Consider the following 20,142-nt stretch of genomic DNA (forward strand, 5'->3'; position numbering starts at 1 on the left):
TCTATCGAGTAAAAGCCTTGATACAAAAGGCTTGCAGTCGATTTCTACTACTTTTTCTGTCAGACGGACCGCACCGAATGCCGCGCATTGTAGCCGCAAGGTGTAGGACTGACACCTAGCTGTTTTGATGTGCCGAACGTCGGATCAATCCGATGACCGGTAGCAACCCGACCAAAACCAGGGTCAGCGCCGGCAAAGACGCTCTCGCCCACTCGCCCTCGCTGGTCATTTCGAAGATTCGGACGGCCAGCGTGTCCCAGCCAAACGGGCGCATCAGCAGGGAAGCGGGCATTTCCTTGAGCACATCGACGAACACCAGCAACGCGGCGCTCAACGAGCCGGGCAGCAGCAACGGCAGATACACTTTGAAAAACAGTCGCGGTCCACTGACACCCAGGCTACGTGCCGCTTCGGGCAAAGATGGCCGTATACGCGCCAGGCTGCTTTCCAGCGGCCCGTAAGCCACGGCGATGAAGCGCACCAGATACGCCAGCAGCAACGCCGACAGACTCCCCAACAGCAACGGTTTACCGGCCCCACCGAACCATCCGGAAAGCGGAATGACCCATTCGCGGTCCAGATAACTGAACGCCAGCATGATCGATACCGCCAGCACTGAACCGGGCAAGGCATAGCCCAGATTGGCCAGGCTGACCCCGGCACGGATACCCTGGGTCGGCGCCAACCGCCGGGCAAACGCCAAGACCAGGGCGACACTGACAGTGATCAACGCCGCCATCGCGCCCAGGTACAAGGTGTGGACGATCAGGCCGGTGTAACGCTCATCCAGATCCAGGCGCCCGCGTTGCCAGAACCACGCCAGTAATTGCAGCATTGGTATGACGAAGGCGCAGGCGAACACCAGGCTGCACCATCCCGTGGCCAGCAACGCTTTGACGCCATGCAGGTGATACAGCGCCTTGACCCGTGGCCGTTCGTTGCTCGCCCGGTTGGCCCCGCGCGCACGACGTTCGCCGTACAGCACCACCATCACCACCAATAACAATAGGCTGGCCAGTTGCGCGGCGGTGGAGAGGCTGAAAAATCCATACCAGGTCTTGTAGATCGCAGTAGTGAAGGTGTCGAAATTGAACACTGACACCGCACCGAAATCCGCCAGGGTTTCCATCAGCGCCAATGCCACGCCCGCACCGATAGCCGGTCGTGCCATGGGCATTGCCACCCGCCAGAACGCTTGCCATGGCGATTGCCCAAGCACCCGTGCGGCTTCCATCAGGCCTTTGCCCTGGGCCAGGAACGCGGTGCGTGCCAACAGGTAAACGTAGGGATAGAACACTAGCACCAGCACCAGAATCACCCCGCCCGTGGAGCGCACACGCGGCAAGCGCAGGCCCGTGCCGAACCACTCGCGCAGCAGGGTTTGCACGGGACCGGCAAAATCCAGCAAGCCAACGAAAACGAATGCCAGCACATAGGCCGGAATTGCAAAGGGCAGCATCAACGCCCAATCCAGCCAGCGTCGGCCGGGGAAATCGCAGAGGCTGGTGAGCCAGGCCAGGCTGACACCGAGGATTGTCACACCGACACCGACGCCAAACACCAGGGTCAGGGTGTTACCCAGCAGACGCGGCATCTGCGTGTCCCACAGGTGGGACCAGATCTGTTGATCGACGGTTTGCCAGGAAAGCAGTAAAACGCTCAGGGGTAGCAGGACCAGCGCAGCGATGGCGAAGACCAGGGGATACCAGCGGCGTTGGGCGGGGTGGGCCAAGGACAAACTCTCTTGCGGATGGGAGAAGCCCCTGTAGGAGCGAGCTTGCTCGCGATGATCGTCGGGGCACCGCGAGCCGTCAGGTACCCCGCGTTATCGTTGACGTTTTTCGCGAGCGGGCTCGCTCCTACAGGGTCAGCGGCGCCTGCGGATAAACAAAACGCCCCGCATAGGCGGGGCGTGGTAAATCGGGCGGGTCAGTTCCAGCCAGCCCGATCCATCATGCGAATCGCTTCGGCCTGGCGCTTGCCGGCGACTTCGACAGGCAAGGTATCGGCCACGAACTTGCCCCAGGCGGCGACTTCGGCAGAGGGCTGCACGGTAGGGTTGGCCGGGAATTCCTGGTTCACGTCAGCAAAGATTTTCTGCGCTTCAGGCGTAGTCATCCACTCCACCAGGGCCTTGGCCGCTTCCGGGTGCGGGGCGTGTTTGGTCAGGCCGATACCCGAGAGATTGACGTGCACGCCACGATCCGCCTGGTTCGGCCAGAACAGCTTCACCGGCAGGTCGGGCTTCTGCTTGTGCAGGCGACCGTAGTAGTAGGTGTTGACGATACCGACATCGCACTGGCCGGCATTGATGGCCTCCAGTACCGCGACGTCGTCGGAGAACACATCGGTGGAGAGGTTGCTGACCCAGCCCTTGAGGATCTTCTCGGTTTTCTCGGCGCCGTGGATTTCGATCATGGTGGCGGTCAGGGACTGGTTGTAGACCTTCTTCGCCGTGCGCAGGCACAGTCGGCCTTCCCAGTTCTTGTCGGCCAGCGCTTCGTAGGTGGTCAACTCACCCGGCTTCACCCGGTCGGTGGAATAGGCAATGGTCCGCGCCCGCAGGCTCAGGCCGGTCCAGGCATGGGAGGACGCTCGATATTGCAGCGGGATGTTGGCGTCGATGGTTTTCGAGGTGAACGGCTGGAGGATGCCCATTTGCTCGGCTTGCCAGAGGTTACCGGCATCGACGGTCAGCAGCAGGTCGGCGGTGGCATTCTCGCCCTCGGCCTTGATCCGCTGCATCAATGGCGCTTCCTTGTCGGTGATGAACTTCACCTTCACGCCGGTTTTCGCGGTGTAGGCATCGAAGACCGGCTTGATCAGCTCGTCGATACGCGAGGAGTAGACCACCACCTCGTCGGCAGCCTGGGCAGCGGTGCTACCGATTAGAGTCAGGGCCAGTGCGGTCAGTAGACGCTTCGGTGCCAACATGGGAGCGGTCTCTCGATTGAAAAAATGAGGGCAAATGATAAGGACTCACATTTAGCTTCTCAATCGAACAGTTCGCGGAGTAATTACCAGATGTTGCACAACCAGAAATGGGTATCGAATGTACCGACGCCTTCGCGAGCAGGCTCGCTCCCACAATGGAATGCATTACAACTGTGGGAGCGAGCCTGCTCGCGAAGAGGCCATCAGCCGCGGCGAAGATCTCAGGCCTTGGCCAGTGCCGGCAAATCCCCGGTCAGCCCTAGCGCCTCACGTACAAACAGCGCCTTGGCTTCGGGCATCCGGTCAACCATCTTCAACCCGGTATTGCGCAACCAACGAACCGACAATGGATCGGCCTGGAACAACCGCTCGAAACCCTCCATCGCCGCCATCAGTGCCAGGTTGTGGGGCATGCGTCGACGCTCGTAACGGCTGAGCACCTTCACATCCGCCAGTCGCTCTCCCCGGGCGGCCGCCTGCAGCAGCACTTCGGCCAGTACCGCCGCATCGAGGAACCCGAGGTTCACGCCCTGCCCGGCCAAGGGGTGAATGGTATGGGCCGCGTCGCCAATCAACGCCAGGCCTTCGGCCACGTAACGCTTGGCATGACGCTGACGCAGCGGCACGCACAGGCGCGGATCAGCACTGAGCACGCTGCCCAGCCGACCTTCGAAGGCCCGTTCCAGCTCGCGACAGAAGCCTTCGTCATCCAGTGCCATCAGGCGTTCGGCTTCGCTCGGCGTGGTCGACCAGACGATCGAACACCAATCCTGCTGGCCATCACGTTCCAGCGGTAGAAACGCCAACGGGCCGTGATCGGTAAAGCGTTGCCAGGCAGTCATTTGATGAGGTTTCGAGCAGCGCACACTGGTGACGATGGCATGGTGCAGGTAATCCCACTCCCGCGTCGCCATGCCGGTCAAGCGTCGAACTGCCGAGTTGGCGCCATCCGCCGCGATCACCAGCGGTGCGCGCAAGGTACGGCCATCGGCCAGGGTCAGCAGCCAGTCGTCGCCGGAGCGGCGCATTTGTTCCAGGCGCGCATTGGCCAGCAGGCCAAGATCGCAGTCGTGCAAGCGGTCGAGCAAGGCATCCTGCACCACCCGGTTCTCGACGATATGGCCCAGCACATCGGCATGCACGCTGGCCGCGGCAAAGTGAATCTGCCCGGTGCCGCTGCCATCCCAGACCTGCATGTCGCTGTACGGGCTGCTGCGTCGGCCGGCGATGCCGCCCCAGACGCCCAGGCGATCGAGAATCCGTTGGCTGGCGATGGACAAGGCACTCACCCGTGGCTCAAACGGCGCCTGGGCGTCAAACGGTTTGACGCTCAAAGGGCTGCCGTCCAGCAGCAGGACTTCCAGCCCGCTATCCTGCAACGCCAGCGCCAGGGCGCTGCCGACCATTCCGGCCCCGACAATCAGCAGATCTGCGCGCATTTCCATGCTTTAAGCCTGTCTCGCTTGCGGCTTGAGCCGCACGTAAAGGGTTTTTCCGACACGCGCCACCAGGTGGCCGGCGCCGTCGTGAATATCGACCTGCAACTGCGGCAGGTATTTTTGCCCGTCTGCCGTTTGCCGACGGATTTCGTCGAGCAAGGTGTCATCGATGTTGAAGCGGGCAAACACCGGGCCTTTGCCCGGTGCGATGAAATCGATGTCGGCCGCCTTGTCCCAGACAATGTAGTTGCGCCCGAGATTTTCCATCAGCATCAGCATGAAGAACGGATCGACCATCGAGTACAGGCTGCCACCGAACTGGGTGCCGACGTAATTGCGGTTGTACCAGCCCAGGCCCATGGACACCTGAATGTCACGAAAATCATCGCTGATGTGCCGCACCCGAACCCCGGCGCCGAGGTATGGCGGGTAGAAGCTCATGAACCAGCGCATCAGCCTGGCCTTGCCAAACGTTCTGCTCAGCCACTTAAACATCAGGGCGAGTACCCAGGCCCATGGCCTGCCGGGCGAACCAGCGCTTGGCCGGCGGTAACAGATCGAGGCCGAGCAGGCCGAGATTGCGCCCCAGCGAAACCAGTGGCTGCGTGCTGCCGAACAGACGCGTGACCTGATCGGAGAAACCGACGGTGAGGTTCTGATCCAGACGCTGGTGCTCGCGATAGGCCTGCAAGGTCGCAAAATCCCCAAGCACCTGCTCACTGGCGAGCAACGCATCGGCCAGGGCCTGGGCATCGCGCAAGGACAGGTTGAACCCCTGGCCGGCAATCGGGTGCAAGCTGTGGGCGGCGTTGCCGAGAATCGCCAGATGCGGTCGCACCTGTTCCTCGGCCTCCACCAGCGACAGCGGATACAGGTGCCGTGCGCCGACCTGCTTCAACGAACCGAGGCGATAGCCAAACACGCCCTGCAATTCGCTGAGGAAACTGCGCTCATCGAGGGCGGCCAGGCGTTGCGCGTCCATGCCCAGACGGGTCCAGACCAATGCGCAACGATTGTCCGGCAACGGCAGCAAGGCCATCGGGCCATCGTCGGTGAAGCGCTCGAAGGCCATGCCGTTGTGGGCTTCGCTCGGGGTGATGTTGGCGATCAGCGCGCTCTGGTTGTAGGGGCGCGTTCTGACACCAATACCCAGTTGCTCGCGCAGGCCGGAACGGCCGCCATCGGCGAGTACCGCGAGGTCGCAATCCAGGGTGGTTTCGTCATTGAGGGTCAGGCGGTAGCCGTCGGTGAGCGGCTCCATGCGCGTGACTTCCGCCGGGCAACGCCAACTGATCACGTCCTTGTCCAGGCCTTGCCACAGGCATTGGCCGAGCCAGGCGTTTTCCACGACATAGCCCAGCGCGGGAACGCCCTCTTCCATCGCCGACAATCGCGCCGTGGAAAATCGCCCACGGTCGGAGACGTGAATCTGTTTGATCGGCTCGGCGCGGCGGGAAATCTCCTGCCAGACGCCCAGCCGTTGATAAATCTGCCGGGCGCCAAAGGACAATGCCGTGGAGCGCGCGTCATAGCTGGGTTGATAGGTCTCGCCGGGGGCAAAGGGTTCGATCAGTACGATCTTCCAGCCCCGGGCACGAGCCCCGGCCTGCAAGGCCATGGCCAGGCTGGCGCCAACCAGGCCACCGCCGATGATTGCCAGATTGACTCGACTCATGCCGCTTGTGTCCGTGCTTGCGCCATCAAGGCCTCGATCTCCGCGACCGTTTTCGGCACGCCTTTGGTCAGGATTTCACAGCCGCTTTTGGTGACCACAACATCATCCTCGATGCGCACGCCTATGCCGCGCCACTTCTTCGCAACGTGCTTGTTGTCCGGTGCAATGTAGATCCCCGGCTCCACGGTCAGCGCCATGCCGACCTCCAGCACGCGCCATTCGCCGCCGACCTTGTATTCGCCGACGTCATGCACGTCCATGCCCAGCCAGTGACCGGCACGGTGCATGTAAAACGCTTTGTAGGCTTCGCTGGCGATCAATTCGTCGACCTCGCCCTGCAACAACCCCAACTCCACCAGGCCAGCGGTAATCACCCGGACTGTGGCCTCATGGGCCTGATTCCAGTGCTTGTTCGGGGCAATCTCGGCAAACGCGGCTTCCTGCGCTGCAAGCACCAACTCGTAGATCGCTTTCTGCTCCGCTGAATACTTGCCGTTGACCGGCCAGGTGCGGGTGATGTCGCTGGCGTAACAATCGATCTCGCAACCGGCGTCGATCAGCACCAGGTCACCGTCCTTGAGCACCGCGTCATTCTGCTGATAGTGCAGGATGCAGCTGTTGCGCCCTGCCGCGACAATCGAGCCGTAGGCCGGCATCTTCGCCCCGCCCTTGCGGAACTCGTAGTCGAGTTCGGCTTCCAGGCTGAACTCATGCAATCCGGCACGGCTGGCCTGCATCGCGCGGACATGGGCCTGGGCGGAAATCCGCGCGGCCTCGCGCATCACTTTCACTTCTGCCGCCGATTTATACAGGCGCATGTCGTGAAGCAAGTGATCCAGCGCAACGAATTCGTTCGGCGGCTGGGCGCCGAGGCTGGCCTTGGAGCGGATCACGTTGATCCATTCCATCAGGTGGCGGTCGAATTCCGGGTTGCTGCCCATGGCCGAATACACCCGGTCACGGCCTTCGATCAGGCCCGGCAGGATGTCGTCGATGTCAGTGATCGGGAACGCATCGTCGGCGCCGAAGTCGCGAACCGCACCTTCCTGGCCCGCGCGCAAGCCATCCCACAACTCCCGTTCGGCGTTGCGTTCGCGGCAGAACAGGATGTATTCGCCATGCAAACGCCCCGGCATCAAGACCAGGACGGCCTGTGGCTCGGGGAAACCGCTGAGGTACTGGAAGTCGCTGTCCTGACGGTAGACGTGCTCGACGTCGCGGTTGCGAATGGCCACCGCGGCGGCGGGCAGGATAGCGATGCTGTTGGGCTCCATCTGCGCCATCAACGCCTTGCGGCGACGGCTGTATTCCGATTTCGGGATATGAATCATGGGCAGATGGCGTTCCCTGTCTTCTATTAGTGCAACGACGGTTTGGCAGCCGGCGCTTCTTCCGCTTTCCGGGTTTCGGAGAACAGCAACAGCGGCGCGACGCGCAGGTACTCCATGACTTCCATGTAGTCGGTTTCACCGTCTTCGGATTCTTCCAGGGCGTCCTGGACCTGGGAAATGGCGGCCAGGTCCTGCAACACTTCGGTGGCCTCGGTGCTCAGCATGCTGCTGTCACGGCAGTTCAAGCCGAAACCGCTGAGGAAACCCTGGCACCACTGGCCCAGTGCCACGGCGCGGTCTGCCAGCGGGGCATCGTCGGTCGGCAGCAACAGGACGACGGTCACGTCCTCGCCGGTGAGTTCGCCCTTGACCATCTCTTGCAGGCCGAGCAAGGCAGCGCGGACGTTGTCCTGCGGCTCGCTTTCAAGCAGTTCGGCGGCATCGATCAGCCAGCCCTCGGCATCGAAACCGGCGCCGGCGCAGCTGCGTCCGAGCAACAGGCCGTGCAGTTCGGCAGGCGAGACAGGGTGACCGCTGGAAGTCAGCAGGGTGGCGAAGGCTTGGTACGGAGAATTCTGAATGGGCATGGGCAGCTAGGCGCCAGACGGCGCTATGTCTAGAATGAAGGCCTTGTATCCTACATCGACTACCCCTGTAGGAGCGAGCTTGCTCGCGATGAACCCGAAAACACTGCGGGGTGTCAGGGACCCAGCGTTATCGTTGGCGACCATCGCGAGCAAGCTCGCTCCTGCAATGGTCTGCCAGCTACCACCCATCAGACGAACCGTGGACACAATGGAAGACACCGACCTGCAAGCGCTGATGGCCAGACTCGAACTGCTGATTACCCGAGTCGAGCAACTTAAGAGCCAAAACGGACTCTTACTAGCACAGGAAAAGACCTGGCGCGAGGAACGCGCTCACCTCATTGAAAAAAACGAAATCGCCCGGCGTAAGGTCGAATCGATGATTTCGCGCCTCAAGGCCCTGGAGCAAGACTCATGAGTTCAAGCAATAGCGTCACCGTGCAGATCCTCGACAAAGAATATTCGATCATTTGCCCCCAGGAAGAACGCAGCAACCTGGTGAGCGCCGCCCGTTACCTGGACGGCAAGATGCGCGAAATCCGCAGCAGCGGCAAAGTCATCGGCGCCGACCGCATCGCCGTCATGGCCGCCCTGAACATCACTCACGACCTGCTGCACAAGGAAGAACGCCCGAGTATCCAGGCCAGCGGGTCGACCCGCGAGCAGGTGCGCGACCTGCTCGATCGCGTCGATCTGGTGCTCGCCACCGATCCGGATGTCACCAAAGGCTGATTCGCGCCACCGCTTGCGGTATACTCTGCTCACTCCCTGGGGTGCTTGCCAGTTGGCGATGTCCCTGAGCCGATTTGCTATACCCTGGAGGTTGCACGTTGGGCTGGTGTGCATGTCCGCTAGACGGAAAGCCTTAAAGCCTACTGCATCTTCCACCTTGAACTTTCGGGTTCAAGGGCTAAGTCGACAGCGGCACATTCGGGGAGCCTGATTCCAGCCGATGCCGGTTTTTATACCGGCATCGGCTTTTTTACGGGTACGCTTCACCTACCCGTATTGTTGAAGCCCGAATTCATGAACGAACCTGCGCTGCTTCCCCGCCCGCAACTTCGACGCATGCTGCGCAAAGCCCGCCGCGCACTGACACCCAGCCAGCAGCGCCAGGCGGCTCGCGGGCTGTACAAGCAATTGGCCCAGCAACCGCTGTTCCGTCGCGCCAAACACATCTCTCTTTATCTGCCCACCGACGGCGAAATCGATCCGCGACTGCTGCTGCGTGCCGCCCAGCGTCGGGGCAAGGCCACCTATCTGCCGGTGCTCAGTGCATGGCCACGAACCAAAATGGTGTTCCAACGCATCCGCCCCGGCGAAAAACTCAAGCCCAACCGATTTCGTATTCTCGAACCAAGGCACAACCTCGCCCGGCAACGTAAAGTCTGGGCGCTGGATCTGGTGCTGCTGCCGTTAGTGGGGTTTGACGATGTCGGTGGACGCCTGGGCATGGGCGGTGGCTTTTATGATCGAAGCCTCGCCTACCTGGCGCGCCGTAATGACTGGCGTAAGCCGACGTTACTGGGGCTGGCCCATGAATGTCAGAAAGTGGAGCGACTGGCTCAAGCGAGCTGGGATGTGCCGTTGCAAGGAACGGTGACGGACAAGGCGTGGTACTTCGCAGATTAGACGCCACTGCAATCAGCGGCGTCGAGAAAACAGATTCAGCGCTTGAAGGCTGTCGACTGTTGCTGCAACGGCGAGACTTCAACCGGCGCGTCGATCTTGTTGGTCCACAGGCTTTGGGCATAGCCGGTGGTCACGACGCCAAGGCCGAACAGAATAACCAAAATCCATAGTAAATCCGGTTTGCGTTTCATCGATTGCCCCCCAAAGGCATATCAACACGATGACAGCAGCGGTTTCCGTTTGTAGGCCGTGCAGCAGCGTCAAGCTTGAAAGGCCGGCATTTTGCGACAACGTGAACCGGCGCGCAAATGGTGGCGTCAACCGACTGTCGGTTTGTCATAAAATTGCCGGACAACCTGTCCACACACCCCCGCAAGGAGCCAAACCATGGCCTATTGGCTGATGAAATCCGAGCCCGACGAACTCTCGATCAAAGGTCTGGAAACGCTCGGTAGAGCGCGCTGGGACGGGGTTCGCAACTATCAGGCGCGGAACTTTCTAAGGGCGATGGCGGTGGGGGACGAATTTTTCTTCTACCACTCCAGCTGTCCCGAGCCGGGCATTGCCGGCATCGGCAAGATTGTAGAAGCCGCGTATCCGGACCCGACTGCGCTGGAGCCTGAAAGCCATTACTACGATCCGAAGGCTACGGTAGAAAAAAACGCCTGGAGCGCGATCGATGTCGCGCATGTGGAGACGTTTTCCAGGGTGCTGAAGCTGGACTATCTGAAACAGCAGACGGCGCTGGCGGAGATGCCATTGGTGCAGAAGGGGTCGAGGCTGTCTGTGATGCCGGTGACGGCGGAGCAATGGGCGGCGGTGATTGCGCTCTTGTAGGAGCGCGGTTTACCAGGGATATCGCTCTTGTGGGAGCAAAGCTTTGCTCCCACAGGATCCAGCATTACTGGATGATGAGGTTGTTGAACAAAAGATCCTCAACCACCGGCTTGCCGGTTTCGTCGTTTAAAACCTGCTGGGTTTGCTTGAGCGCTTCCTGACGCAGCTTCTCCTTGGCCTCGACGTTGTTCATCGTCTCGGTGGTCTGTTGGGCAAACAGCGCCACCAGCTGATTACGGATCAAGGGTTCGTTGGCCTTGACTGCCTTGAACGCCTCGTCGCCAGTGACCCGCAAGGCCACGTCAGCCTTATAGACCTTGAGCTTGGCCGTGCCATCCAGCCCATAGTTACCCACGAACGGCGGGCTCAAGGTGATGTAATTGACCTTGGGCGCCGTACTTTCCTTGGCTTCTTCGGCCACCGCTGCAACAGGCAGGGACAGGGCCAGCATCAACATGATCCACGCTTTCACAATTCACTCCTTATCCGGTTTGCGGCCTAGCATATCGACCCGTCGTTCAAGCACAAGCTTATGGCTGACTATCAGGGCCGGGCATGCTCGTTGACCCGTCGACTCACACACCTACACTTATCGGCCATCACTCCCAAAGGAATAGCCCTGATGAAAGCCGTGCTGTGCAAAGCCTTCGGCCCTGCCGAATCGCTGGTGCTGGAAGACGTCGCCAGTCCTGTCGCGAAGAAGAACGAAATCCTGCTGGACGTGCACGCCGCCGGGGTGAATTTCCCGGACACGCTGATCATCGAGGGCAAGTACCAGTTCAAACCGCCCTTCCCGTTTTCCCCGGGCGGCGAAGCGGCTGGCGTGGTCAGCGCAGTGGGTGAAAAGGTCAGCCATCTGAAAGTCGGCGACCGGGTCATGGCCCTGACCGGCTGGGGCAGCTTCGCCGAACAGGTCGCGGTGCCGGGCTACAACGTGCTGCCGATCCCGTCCTCCATGGATTTCAACACCGCCGCCGCCTTCAGCATGACCTACGGCACCTCGATGCACGCGCTCAAGCAGCGCGGCAACCTGCAACCCGGTGAAACCCTGCTGGTACTCGGTGCCTCGGGCGGCGTCGGCCTGGCCGCAGTTGAAATCGGCAAAGCCATGGGCGCCCGGGTGATCGCTGCCGCCAGCAGCGCGGAAAAGCTGGCCGTGGCCAAGGCCGCCGGTGCCGATGAACTGATCAACTACAGCGAAAACAGCCTCAAGGACGAAATCAAGCGCCTGACCGATGGCCAGGGTGCCGACGTGATTTACGACCCGGTAGGCGGCGACCTGTTCGACCAGGCTATCCGGTCCATCGCCTGGAACGGTCGCCTGCTGGTGGTCGGCTTCGCCAGCGGCCGCATCCCCGAACTCCCGGTCAACCTCGCCCTGCTCAAAGGCGCCGCCGTGATCGGTGTGTTCTGGGGTTCGTTTGCCCAGCGCCAGCCGCAGGACAACGCGGCGAACTTCCAGCAATTGTTCGGCTGGTTTGCCGAAGGCAAGTTGAAGCCGCTGGTGTCGCAGGTGTATCCGCTGGGCAATGCCGCGCAAGCGATCAATGATCTTGGCCAGCGCAAGGCGGTCGGCAAGGTGGTGGTGCAGGTTCGCTGAGTCCAGCAGAGGGCCTGGACTTCGATCAACGTTGTCCAGACCTGATCAAAACTAAAGCAACTCGCGAATATCCTTCGGCAAAAACCTCGCATACCTGGAGCCCGGGCTGCTCAGGCAAGGCTTGTCACCTTCGACCGTGCAGGGTTTGAACCGCCACGGAGAGATCGCAACCCGGGTCGCCTCGGCCAGATCAGAATGGTCGCTTTGCAAAATACTCACCTTACTCACCGAACCATCGGCATGCACCGTAAACCCGGCCCGGACATCGCCGATGATCCCGGCCCGTTGCAACACCAGCGGGTAAACCGGCCTGGGGTTGTGTTCCGGTACCAGGAACACGTCCGCTCTGCTTTCAACAGACAACACCAACAGCAGCACCACACACACCACCCACCGCATAACCCCTCCCTTTCACGCTTGAACTGCCAGATCTGGCAGCAGGACAAAGGGTAAAGATCGAAGGCTTTGGCCTGAAGGCCATGGCTTCCGGTAAAAGTGCAGGACCTTTCCCAAAAACCTGCCCTATTCCGAACGGAACTGCCGCATCAAAGCGGCAGCAGGTAATCCTTCCTACACCGCCCTTCATTTATGTTTGAACGACATGTTCATAAAGCAACACTCGATTTCCAACATTTCCACTGTTTTGCCGATGAGAACCGATGCTATTTTCGGTAACGAAACTGTAATATTCGCATCCGCAGTCAAAACAAGAAATTTGGAGCTCTTGAATGTTTGCTTTCTTTCGTCCTGCCGCACATCAGGCTCCCTTGCCTGAAGGAAAAATAGACAGCACCTACCGACGCCTGCGCTGGCAGATCTTCGCCGGTATCTTTATCGGTTACGCGGGTTATTACCTGCTGCGCAAAAACTTCTCCCTGGCCATGCCCTACCTGATCGAACAGGGTTACACCCGCGGTGAGCTGGGCGTGGCGCTGTCGGCGATTGCCATCGCCTACGGTCTGTCCAAGTTCTTGATGGGCATTGTGTCCGACCGCTCCAACCCGCGCTTCTTCCTGCCGTTCGGCCTGCTGGTCTCGGCTGCGGTGATGTTCATTTTCGGTTTTGCGCATTGGGCGACGTCCAGCGTGACCATCATGTTCGTGCTGCTGTTCATCAATGGCTGGGCGCAGGGCATGGGCTGGCCGCCGAGTGGGCGGACCATGGTGCACTGGTGGTCGCAAAAGGAACGCGGCGGCGTGGTATCGCTGTGGAACGTGGCGCACAACGTCGGCGGCGGCTTGATCGGCCCGCTGTTCCTGATCGGCATGGGTCTGTTCAATGACTGGCACGCGGCGTTCTACGTGCCGGCGGCGGTGGCCCTGGCGGTGGCGGTGTTTGCTTTCGTCGTGATGCGCGATACTCCGCAATCGGTCGGCCTGCCGCCGATCGAGAAGTACAAGAATGACTACCCGGAAGGTTACGACGCCAGCCACGAAGAAGAATTCAGCGCCAAGGAAATCTTCGTCAAGTACGTGTTGCGCAACAAGATGCTCTGGTACATCGCCATGGCCAACGTCTTTGTCTACCTGCTGCGCTATGGTGTGCTGGACTGGGCGCCGACCTATCTCAAGGAAGCCAAGGGCTTCACCGTGGACAAGACGTCCTGGGCTTACTTCTTTTATGAGTGGGCCGGCATTCCGGGTACGCTGTTGTGCGGCTGGATGTCGGACAAAATCTTCCGGGGTAACCGTGGCCTGACCGGTATGGTGTTCATGGCACTGGTGACTGTGGCGACGCTGGTGTACTGGCTTAACCCCGCGGGCAACCCGACCGTCGACATGATCGCACTGATTTCCATCGGCTTCCTGATCTATGGCCCGGTGATGTTGATCGGCCTGCAAGCGCTGGAACTGGCACCGAAGAAAGCCGCCGGCACGGCTGCGGGCTTTACCGGTCTGTTCGGGTATTTGGGAGGATCGGTCGCGGCCAGTGCAGCGATGGGCTACACCGTGGACCATTTTGGCTGGGACGGTGGCTTCGTCTTGCTGATTGGTGCATGCCTGCTGGCGATGGCGTTCCTTGCGCCAACGCTGTGGCACAAGCAAGTCGCCAGTCAGAGCCGCGAAGCGCTCGCCTGATCAGACTTTGATTTGCAGCGCTTGAGCCGCGCCTCCAGATTCCGGTCTGGCATGGCGTGGCTGCGCAGGGCGTGGGCGGTCTGCTCGACATAATCGCGAGTGGTGCCGTAACGCCCGCAAGCGTTTTCGAAAACGTGGCTCAGCACATGATCCGGCAAGTTGCCGGCGTAGCTGGGCAAGTGCCGCTCCAGAACAAAACCCAACGCCTGAACCTGATTGCCGTCTTCCAGCCGGCAGTTGAGCCAGTGCGGGCGGTACGACGGGAACGGCATCTCGCGCTTCCATAGCGCATACAACGAAGCCTCCAGTTGTTCTTCCGGCAAGCGATAGGCAAAGCCGCTGCATGAGCCGCCCCGATCCAGACCGAATACCAGCCCTGGCATTTCCGGCGTGCCGCGATGTTCGTGGGACCACAGGTACAGACCGCGATGGTAACCATGCACCCGCCCGCGAACCCGCTCAACCGCTGTGCACTCAGGGCGCCAGATCAACGAGCCGTACGCGAACAGCCACACCGGCCCACCCTTGTGGCGAGCCATGGTCGATTGCATCGAGCTGAGCAATTGTTCATGTGTGAGCTGTGGCCCCAGATCGAGCCGCGGAGGGTAAGTCAGGTTCAAAAACGAAGATTCAATGGCGCTCATGGCGATAGGGGTTCGACCCTGCAAGCATTACAAAATGTAAGTAACATTTACGTAATAGAACATATAGCAGTAAAGGCAAAACGAAAAGAAATTAAGACCGTGTGACCTTCCGACAGGCACTTCAAACCTGAATGCTGGAAGCGACGCCCATATACCTTAATATCATTCTGTAACTATTTTAAATACCAGAATGAAATATGTATAAGCATTATGCCCGTCTAGGATAAAAGCCACCTATCAGAAACTTCCTACACCACCTACGGATTTTCCGCCTGCCCACTGCATCGGACGTCGCGTATAACAGCCACCCACAGGCGCAAGCCAAACTGCCTTTACAGGGGCTGCACGATGAAAAACCCAGGGATGTACGGGCTGCTGCTCATGCTCTTGACGCCGATTGCGCTAGCGCAGGACACAACCACCAAGGACACGGGATCGTGGTATCTACAGACCAGTGTCTATACAAAACACTATTCGCCCGACCCTGACCACAACAACAATCAGGATCTTATTGGCCTTGAGCGCGACGAAGCGTCCGGCTGGTTGTTTGGCGCCGCCACTTTTCGCAACTCGTTCAGCCAGCGTTCATATTATGCCTATGCCGGTCAACGCTACGAAAACGCGAACTATCCCGTGTATATCAAACTTACCGGCGGTCTGCTGGAAGGTTACAGCGGCAAGTATCAGGACAAGATCCCATTGAATCGCTTTGGGGTCGCACCGGTGATCATCCCTTCACTCGGCGCACATTACGGACCCTTGGCGGCTGAGCTGGTGCTGCTCGGTTTCAACGCCGCCATGATCACTACCGGTGTTCGTTTCTAGCGCTTGTTCGCCTACGATCGCGGCGCGTAGGCGAACACATCGGCGCGCATCTGGTGGGCATCCATCCCCGCCTCGACCAGCGCATCCAGCGTGCCGTAGACCATCGCCGGCGAGCCACTGGCATAGACGTGCAGAGCCTTGAGATCGGGAAAGTCTTCGCACACCGCTTCATGCAGCATGCCGAAACGGCCCTGCCAGCCACATTGATCGCTGACGACTTTATGCAGGAACAGATTGGGCAGTTTCAGCCACTCATCCCAATGTTCGACTTCATAAAAATCTTCAGGTCGACGCACGCCCCAGTACAGATGCACCGGATGCTTGAAACCTTCGGCACGGCAATGCTCGATCAGGCCGTGAATCTGGCCCATGCCGGTGCCCGCGGCAATCAGCACCAACGGACCGTCCGGCAACTCGGCCAGGTGCGCATCGCCGAATGGCATGTCGATCCGCACCATCGTGTCACGCTGCAGTTGCTTGATCAGATTTTGTGCACTGGCCTCGCGCGCCAGTACGTGGATTTCCAGATCTCGCCCGCCAGAAGGAGCGGACGCCAGGGAAAAGGACGACTTTTCGCCGTTATCCCGATGGATCATCAAGTACTGGCCAGCGTGGTAACGCGGTGGCTTGCCGGCCGGCGCCCGCAGCCGGACCCGCCAGGTATCACCACCGACCTCGGTGCAACTGGTGACCTGACACGACAGACTGCGCACCGGCAATTCTCCCAGCGCGAGCACGCCATCCCACAGCACGATGCAGTCTTCCAGCGGCTCTGCTATGCAAGTGTAGAACTCGCCATGGTCACGCACACCGCCTTCCTGCTCGACCCGGCCTTCCACCAACAGTGCAGCGCACACATGGCAGTTACCGTTGCGGCAGCTTTGCGGGCATTCATAGCCCAGACGCCGTGCGCCGTCGAGAATCCGCTCGCCGGGCTGAATCTCCAGCACTGCTCCGGAGGGCTGCAAGGTTACACGCATCAATCTATTCCTAACTGATTCCAGATGGCATCGATCCGCTGGGTCACGGCATCGTCCTTGACGATCACCCGACCCCATTCCCGCGTGGTTTCGCCTGGCCACTTATGCGTGGCATCCAGGCCCATCTTCGAACCCAGGCCAGACACCGGCGAGGCGAAGTCCAGGTAGTCGATCGGTGTGTTCTCGATCATCACCGTGTCGCGCTTGGGGTCCATGCGCGTGGTGATGGCCCAGATCACGTCGTTCCAGTCCCGCGCGTTGATATCGTCGTCGGTGACGATAACGAACTTGGTGTACATGAACTGTCGCAAAAACGACCAGACACCCAGCATTACCCGCTTGGCATGCCCCGGATACGACTTCTTCATGGTCACGACGGCCATGCGGTACGAACAGCCTTCGGGCGGCAGGTAGAAATCGGTGATCTCCGGGAACTGCTTTTGCAGGATCGGCACGAACACTTCGTTCAGCGCCACGCCGAGAATCGCCGGCTCATCCGGCGGACGGCCGGTGTAGGTACTGTGGTAAATCGGCTTGATGCGATGGGTAATACGCTCCACCGTGAACACCGGGAAGCTGTCGACTTCGTTGTAGTAGCCGGTGTGGTCGCCGTACGGCCCCTCATCGGCCATCTCGCCGGGGTGGATCACGCCTTCGAGGATGATCTCGGCGGTGGCCGGCACTTGCAGGTCGTTGCCGCGGCATTTCACCAGTTCGGTACGGTTGCCACGCAGCAGGCCGGCGAAAGCGTACTCGGAGAGGCTATCCGGCACTGGGGTCACGGCGCCAAGAATGGTCGCAGGGTCGGCGCCCAGCGCAACAGAGACCGGGAACGGCCGGCCGGGATGCTTCTCGCACCACTCGCGGTAATCCAGCGCGCCGCCACGATGACTCAGCCAGCGCATGATGACCTTGTTGCGGCCAATCACTTGCTGACGGTAGATCCCGAGGTTCTGCCGGTCCTTGTTCGGCCCCTTTGTGACGGTCAGGCCCCAGGTGATCAACGGCGCGACATCGCCCGGCCAGCAGGTCTGCACCGGCAACGTTGCGAGGTCGACGTCATCGCCTTCGATGACCACTTCCTGGCAGATCGCGTCTTTGACGACCTTGGGCGCCATCGAGATGATCTTGCGGAAAATCGGCAGCTTGGACCACGCATCTTTCAGGCCCTTCGGCGGCTCGGGCTCCTTGAGGAACGCCAGCAACTTGCCGATCTCGCGCAGCTCGCTCACCGCTTCGGCGCCCATGCCCAACGCGACGCGCTCGGGGGTGCCGAACAGGTTGCCCAGCACGGGAATGTCATAACCGGTGGGCTTTTCGAAAAGCAGGGCCGGGCCCTTGGCGCGCAAGGTGCGGTCGCAGACCTCGGTCATTTCGAGCACTGGGGACACCGGAACCTGGATGCGCTTGAGTTCACCGCGCTTTTCCAGCCCGCTGATAAAGTCGCGCAAGTCGCGATACTGCATGCGTGAGCCTCGTGTTGGCCGTGGCGTTCGGGGGCAGGCAGTTTAGCGCCGAACCCCTCTATTCAGAACCACGAACTGCCGGTTCATCAAAATTCAGATAGCAAAAAGCCGGGTTTCCCCGGCTTTTGCTGGTCTATCGACTTACTTGCGCTTCATCGACAGGAAGAACTCATCGTTGGTCTTGGTCGTTTTCAGCTTGTCGACCAGGAACTCAATGGCAGCCACTTCGTCCATCGGGTGCAGCAGCTTGCGCAGAATCCACATGCGCTGCAACTCGTCGTCGGCGGTCAGCAACTCTTCGCGGCGGGTACCGGAACGGTTGATGTTGATGGCCGGGAACACACGCTTCTCGGCGATGCGGCGATCCAGAGGCAGTTCCATGTTGCCGGTGCCTTTGAATTCCTCGTAGATCACTTCGTCCATCTTCGAGCCGGTTTCAACCAGCGCGGTGGCGATGATGGTCAGCGAGCCGCCTTCTTCGATGTTCCGTGCGGCGCCGAAGAAACGCTTCGGTTTCTCCAGGGCGTGGGCATCGACACCACCGGTCAGCACTTTGCCGGAGCTCGGGATCACGGTGTTGTAGGCACGGGCCAGACGGGTGATGGAGTCGAGCAGGATCACTACGTCCTTCTTGTGCTCGACCAGGCGCTTGGCCTTCTCGATCACCATTTCGGCAACCTGCACGTGGCGGGTTGGCGGCTCGTCGAACGTCGAGGCAACCACTTCGCCGCGCACGGTGCGCTGCATTTCGGTTACTTCTTCCGGACGTTCATCGATCAGCAACACGATCAGGTGAACTTCAGGGTTGTTACGCGCGATGTTCGCGGCGATGTTCTGCAGCATGATCGTCTTGCCCGCTTTCGGCGGTGCAACGATCAGACCGCGCTGGCCTTTGCCGATCGGGGCGCACAGGTCGATCACACGACCGGTCAAGTCTTCGGTGGAACCGTTGCCGGCTTCCATCTTCATGCGCACGGTCGGGAACAGCGGGGTCAGGTTCTCGAAGAGAATCTTGTTCTTCGCGTTTTCCGGACGGTCGAAGTTGATCGTGTCGACCTTGAGCAGCGCGAAATAACGCTCGCCTTCCTTTGGAGGGCGGATCTTGCCAACGATGGTGTCACCGGTGCGCAAGTTGAAGCGACGGATCTGGCTCGGCGAGACGTAGATATCGTCCGGGCCGGCGAGATAGGAAGCGTCAGCGGAGCGCAGGAAGCCGAAGCCGTCCTGGAGAATCTCCAGCACGCCATCACCGGAGATTTCCTCGCCGCTTTTCGCGTGCTTCTTGAGCAGGGAGAAAATCACGTCCTGCTTGCGCGAACGGGCCATATTTTCTATGCCCATCTGTTCGGCCAATTCGAGCAGTTCGGTAATCGGCTTTTGCTTGAGTTCAGTCAGATTCATATAGGAATGACGTAATCATTTATGGAGGGGGGAAATTAAGCTTTTGGCTTAATGAGGCCGCGCCGCGGAGAAGGCGACAGGATCGCGTACTTTTATTCGAAAAGGAGAGCGTCGGCGACGGCTAGCAGGGGGCACTGGAGAAACCAGCGCGGGGCCGAATGTAACACCTGAGTTTCGGAGCGTCTAGCCCTCAATAACGAAAAAGGCCCCGCAAATTGCGGGGCCTTTTTTGACAGGCTACAACGACGCTTAGATGTTGGCGTCGAGGAAAGCCGCCAGTTGCGACTTCGACAGTGCGCCGACCTTGGTCGCTTCAACGTTGCCGTTCTTGAACAGCATCAGGGTCGGGATACCACGCACGCCATGCTTGGCCGGGGTTTCCTGGTTCTCGTCGATGTTCAGTTTGGCAACGGTCAGCTTGCCTTTGTAGGTCTCGGCAATTTCGTCCAGAACAGGAGCGATCATTTTGCAAGGGCCGCACCACTCAGCCCAGTAATCGACCAGTACAGCGCCTTCAGCCTTGAGTACGTCGGCCTCGAAGCTAGCGTCGCTAACGTGTTTGATAAGATCGCTGCTCATGGAATTCTCCAGGGTTGTAAGCAAAAAAAACGTGGCCCATCATAACGGCCCTTCCTTCGTTCAGGAAGGTGCAGATGATTGAGTCTCGCTATGGTGTTCCATGAGTTTGGGTATAGCTCATGTCGTATTCCTCA

22 protein-coding genes and 1 other RNA gene are annotated in these 20,142 nt (G+C 60.0%); 8 read left to right on the forward strand and 15 right to left on the reverse strand.

Going from position 1 to position 20,142, the window contains the following annotated elements; all coding sequences use genetic code 11:
- Positions 1-115: 115 nt before the first annotated feature.
- From BJ917_RS20030 to BJ917_RS20065, 7 genes are all read right to left on the reverse strand, one after another.
- A complete protein-coding gene (locus tag BJ917_RS20030) occupies positions 116-1,732 on the reverse strand; it encodes an iron ABC transporter permease (protein ID WP_121104232.1) in 1,617 nt (538 codons plus the stop codon).
- Between the two features lie 197 nt (positions 1,733-1,929).
- Positions 1,930-2,934: an extracellular solute-binding protein gene (locus tag BJ917_RS20040; RefSeq protein WP_096514308.1), complete on the reverse strand. Its 1,005-nt coding sequence runs from the start codon at positions 2,932-2,934 to the stop codon at positions 1,930-1,932.
- A 221-nt stretch (positions 2,935-3,155) separates the two neighbouring features.
- Positions 3,156-4,373 (reverse strand): 2-octaprenyl-3-methyl-6-methoxy-1,4-benzoquinol hydroxylase, encoded by a 1,218-nt coding sequence (locus BJ917_RS20045; RefSeq protein WP_177435604.1) that lies wholly within the window; start codon positions 4,371-4,373, stop codon positions 3,156-3,158.
- 9 nt (positions 4,374-4,382) lie between these two features.
- On the reverse strand, positions 4,383-4,868 hold the full coding sequence (locus BJ917_RS20050; protein ID WP_096514306.1) for a DUF4442 domain-containing protein: 486 nt from the start codon (positions 4,866-4,868) through the stop codon (positions 4,383-4,385).
- Positions 4,861-6,048: a 2-octaprenyl-6-methoxyphenyl hydroxylase gene (gene ubiH / locus BJ917_RS20055; RefSeq protein ID WP_121104236.1), complete on the reverse strand. Its 1,188-nt coding sequence runs from the start codon at positions 6,046-6,048 to the stop codon at positions 4,861-4,863. Before ubiH ends, BJ917_RS20050 begins: the two co-directional genes overlap by 8 nt.
- Positions 6,045-7,379, reverse strand: coding sequence for a Xaa-Pro aminopeptidase (pepP, locus tag BJ917_RS20060; RefSeq protein ID WP_121104238.1), 1,335 nt, complete (start codon positions 7,377-7,379; stop codon positions 6,045-6,047). The genes ubiH and pepP overlap by 4 nt, the downstream gene beginning before the upstream one ends.
- Before the next feature lie 26 nt (positions 7,380-7,405).
- On the reverse strand, positions 7,406-7,966 hold the full coding sequence (locus tag BJ917_RS20065) for a YecA family protein (protein ID WP_096514303.1): 561 nt from the start codon (positions 7,964-7,966) through the stop codon (positions 7,406-7,408).
- Positions 7,967-8,174: 208 nt separating this feature from the next.
- On the opposite strand from BJ917_RS20065, the gene BJ917_RS20075 reads away from it, so the two are divergent.
- The 4 genes from BJ917_RS20075 to BJ917_RS20090 all read left to right on the forward strand — a co-directional run bounded on the left by BJ917_RS20075 (position 8,175) and on the right by BJ917_RS20090 (position 9,598).
- Complete coding sequence (locus BJ917_RS20075) at positions 8,175-8,384, forward strand: TIGR02449 family protein (protein WP_007982902.1); 210 nt, start codon at positions 8,175-8,177, stop codon at positions 8,382-8,384.
- Positions 8,381-8,698, forward strand: a complete 318-nt coding sequence (locus BJ917_RS20080; RefSeq protein WP_096514301.1) for a cell division protein ZapA — start codon at positions 8,381-8,383, stop codon at positions 8,696-8,698. Before BJ917_RS20075 ends, BJ917_RS20080 begins: the two co-directional genes overlap by 4 nt.
- Before the next feature lie 30 nt (positions 8,699-8,728).
- Positions 8,729-8,907, forward strand: a non-coding RNA gene (gene ssrS, locus BJ917_RS20085) — 6S RNA.
- A gap of 85 nt (positions 8,908-8,992) precedes the next feature.
- The gene (locus BJ917_RS20090) at positions 8,993-9,598 is read left to right on the forward strand and encodes a 5-formyltetrahydrofolate cyclo-ligase (protein ID WP_096514300.1); all 606 of its coding nucleotides are present in this window, start codon (positions 8,993-8,995) and stop codon (positions 9,596-9,598) included.
- 35 nt (positions 9,599-9,633) lie between these two features.
- Here BJ917_RS20090 and BJ917_RS32040 read toward each other — a convergent pair whose 3' ends face one another.
- On the reverse strand, positions 9,634-9,789 hold the full coding sequence (locus BJ917_RS32040; RefSeq protein ID WP_096514299.1) for a hypothetical protein: 156 nt from the start codon (positions 9,787-9,789) through the stop codon (positions 9,634-9,636).
- A 196-nt stretch (positions 9,790-9,985) separates the two neighbouring features.
- Between BJ917_RS32040 and BJ917_RS20095 the strand changes: the two genes are divergently transcribed.
- The gene (locus tag BJ917_RS20095; RefSeq protein ID WP_121104240.1) at positions 9,986-10,435 is read left to right on the forward strand and encodes an EVE domain-containing protein; all 450 of its coding nucleotides are present in this window, start codon (positions 9,986-9,988) and stop codon (positions 10,433-10,435) included.
- Positions 10,436-10,499: 64 nt separating this feature from the next.
- Here the strand turns inward: BJ917_RS20095 and BJ917_RS20100 are convergent, their stop codons facing one another.
- Positions 10,500-10,907, reverse strand: a complete 408-nt coding sequence (locus BJ917_RS20100; RefSeq protein WP_096514297.1) for a flagellar basal body-associated protein FliL — start codon at positions 10,905-10,907, stop codon at positions 10,500-10,502.
- 150 nt (positions 10,908-11,057) lie between these two features.
- On the opposite strand from BJ917_RS20100, the gene BJ917_RS20105 reads away from it, so the two are divergent.
- Positions 11,058-12,035, forward strand: coding sequence for an NADPH:quinone oxidoreductase family protein (locus BJ917_RS20105; protein WP_121104242.1), 978 nt, complete (start codon positions 11,058-11,060; stop codon positions 12,033-12,035).
- A gap of 51 nt (positions 12,036-12,086) precedes the next feature.
- Here the strand turns inward: BJ917_RS20105 and BJ917_RS20110 are convergent, their stop codons facing one another.
- On the reverse strand, positions 12,087-12,434 hold the full coding sequence (locus tag BJ917_RS20110) for an energy transducer TonB (RefSeq protein ID WP_121104244.1): 348 nt from the start codon (positions 12,432-12,434) through the stop codon (positions 12,087-12,089).
- 329 nt (positions 12,435-12,763) lie between these two features.
- Here BJ917_RS20110 and glpT point away from each other — a divergent pair, with 329 nt between their 5' ends.
- Positions 12,764-14,113, forward strand: a complete 1,350-nt coding sequence (glpT, locus tag BJ917_RS20115) for a glycerol-3-phosphate transporter (protein WP_121104245.1) — start codon at positions 12,764-12,766, stop codon at positions 14,111-14,113.
- Here the strand turns inward: glpT and BJ917_RS20120 are convergent.
- On the reverse strand, positions 14,089-14,757 hold the full coding sequence (locus BJ917_RS20120) for a gamma-glutamylcyclotransferase (RefSeq protein WP_096514293.1): 669 nt from the start codon (positions 14,755-14,757) through the stop codon (positions 14,089-14,091). The genes glpT and BJ917_RS20120 overlap by 25 nt on opposite strands.
- 348 nt (positions 14,758-15,105) lie before the next feature.
- Between BJ917_RS20120 and BJ917_RS20125 the strand changes: the two genes are divergently transcribed.
- Entirely contained in the window at positions 15,106-15,582 is a 477-nt protein-coding gene (locus tag BJ917_RS20125) for a sn-glycerol-3-phosphate transporter (protein WP_121104247.1), read from the forward strand.
- An 11-nt stretch (positions 15,583-15,593) separates the two neighbouring features.
- On the opposite strand, the gene BJ917_RS20130 is transcribed toward BJ917_RS20125, so the two are convergent.
- From BJ917_RS20130 to trxA, 4 genes are all read right to left on the reverse strand, one after another.
- Complete coding sequence (locus BJ917_RS20130; RefSeq protein WP_096514291.1) at positions 15,594-16,562, reverse strand: CDP-6-deoxy-delta-3,4-glucoseen reductase; 969 nt, start codon at positions 16,560-16,562, stop codon at positions 15,594-15,596.
- On the reverse strand, positions 16,562-18,028 hold the full coding sequence (ubiD, locus tag BJ917_RS20135) for a 4-hydroxy-3-polyprenylbenzoate decarboxylase (RefSeq protein ID WP_096514290.1): 1,467 nt from the start codon (positions 18,026-18,028) through the stop codon (positions 16,562-16,564). Before ubiD ends, BJ917_RS20130 begins: the two co-directional genes overlap by 1 nt.
- A gap of 141 nt (positions 18,029-18,169) precedes the next feature.
- Positions 18,170-19,429 carry a transcription termination factor Rho gene (gene rho / locus BJ917_RS20140; RefSeq protein WP_003206716.1) on the reverse strand — a complete coding sequence of 420 codons (1,260 nt, stop codon included), beginning with the start codon at positions 19,427-19,429 and terminating at the stop codon, positions 18,170-18,172.
- Positions 19,430-19,678: 249 nt separating this feature from the next.
- Positions 19,679-20,008 carry a thioredoxin TrxA gene (trxA, locus tag BJ917_RS20145; protein WP_003206727.1) on the reverse strand — a complete coding sequence of 110 codons (330 nt, stop codon included), beginning with the start codon at positions 20,006-20,008 and terminating at the stop codon, positions 19,679-19,681.
- Positions 20,009-20,142: the final 134 nt, after the last annotated feature.

Origin of the sequence: Pseudomonas sp. WPR_5_2, from assembly GCF_003634475.1 — a bacterium.
Classification (GTDB): domain Bacteria; phylum Pseudomonadota; class Gammaproteobacteria; order Pseudomonadales; family Pseudomonadaceae; genus Aquipseudomonas; species Aquipseudomonas izuensis.

What these genes read in the sequence shown, in the direction of transcription:
- ubiH (WP_121104236.1), bottom strand. Translation starts at nt 6,048, where the DNA reads ATGAGTCGAGTCAATCTGGCAATCATCGGCGGTGGCCTGGTTGGCGCC.
- BJ917_RS20040 (WP_096514308.1), bottom strand. Translation starts at nt 2,934, where the DNA reads ATGTTGGCACCGAAGCGTCTACTGACCGCACTGGCCCTGACTCTAATC.
- BJ917_RS20095 (WP_121104240.1), top strand. Translation starts at nt 9,986, where the DNA reads ATGGCCTATTGGCTGATGAAATCCGAGCCCGACGAACTCTCGATCAAA.
- BJ917_RS32040 (WP_096514299.1), bottom strand. Translation starts at nt 9,789, where the DNA reads ATGAAACGCAAACCGGATTTACTATGGATTTTGGTTATTCTGTTCGGC.
- BJ917_RS20075 (WP_007982902.1), top strand. Translation starts at nt 8,175, where the DNA reads ATGGAAGACACCGACCTGCAAGCGCTGATGGCCAGACTCGAACTGCTG.
- BJ917_RS20045 (WP_177435604.1), bottom strand. Translation starts at nt 4,373, where the DNA reads ATGCGCGCAGATCTGCTGATTGTCGGGGCCGGAATGGTCGGCAGCGCC.
- pepP (WP_121104238.1), bottom strand. Translation starts at nt 7,379, where the DNA reads ATGATTCATATCCCGAAATCGGAATACAGCCGTCGCCGCAAGGCGTTG.
- BJ917_RS20105 (WP_121104242.1), top strand. Translation starts at nt 11,058, where the DNA reads ATGAAAGCCGTGCTGTGCAAAGCCTTCGGCCCTGCCGAATCGCTGGTG.
- ubiD (WP_096514290.1), bottom strand. Translation starts at nt 18,028, where the DNA reads ATGCAGTATCGCGACTTGCGCGACTTTATCAGCGGGCTGGAAAAGCGC.
- BJ917_RS20050 (WP_096514306.1), bottom strand. Translation starts at nt 4,868, where the DNA reads ATGTTTAAGTGGCTGAGCAGAACGTTTGGCAAGGCCAGGCTGATGCGC.
- BJ917_RS20090 (WP_096514300.1), top strand. Translation starts at nt 8,993, where the DNA reads ATGAACGAACCTGCGCTGCTTCCCCGCCCGCAACTTCGACGCATGCTG.
- BJ917_RS20130 (WP_096514291.1), bottom strand. Translation starts at nt 16,562, where the DNA reads ATGCGTGTAACCTTGCAGCCCTCCGGAGCAGTGCTGGAGATTCAGCCC.
- BJ917_RS20110 (WP_121104244.1), bottom strand. Translation starts at nt 12,434, where the DNA reads ATGCGGTGGGTGGTGTGTGTGGTGCTGCTGTTGGTGTTGTCTGTTGAA.
- BJ917_RS20125 (WP_121104247.1), top strand. Translation starts at nt 15,106, where the DNA reads ATGAAAAACCCAGGGATGTACGGGCTGCTGCTCATGCTCTTGACGCCG.
- BJ917_RS20120 (WP_096514293.1), bottom strand. Translation starts at nt 14,757, where the DNA reads ATGAGCGCCATTGAATCTTCGTTTTTGAACCTGACTTACCCTCCGCGG.
- BJ917_RS20080 (WP_096514301.1), top strand. Translation starts at nt 8,381, where the DNA reads ATGAGTTCAAGCAATAGCGTCACCGTGCAGATCCTCGACAAAGAATAT.
- glpT (WP_121104245.1), top strand. Translation starts at nt 12,764, where the DNA reads ATGTTTGCTTTCTTTCGTCCTGCCGCACATCAGGCTCCCTTGCCTGAA.
- rho (WP_003206716.1), bottom strand. Translation starts at nt 19,429, where the DNA reads ATGAATCTGACTGAACTCAAGCAAAAGCCGATTACCGAACTGCTCGAA.
- BJ917_RS20065 (WP_096514303.1), bottom strand. Translation starts at nt 7,966, where the DNA reads ATGCCCATTCAGAATTCTCCGTACCAAGCCTTCGCCACCCTGCTGACT.
- trxA (WP_003206727.1), bottom strand. Translation starts at nt 20,008, where the DNA reads ATGAGCAGCGATCTTATCAAACACGTTAGCGACGCTAGCTTCGAGGCC.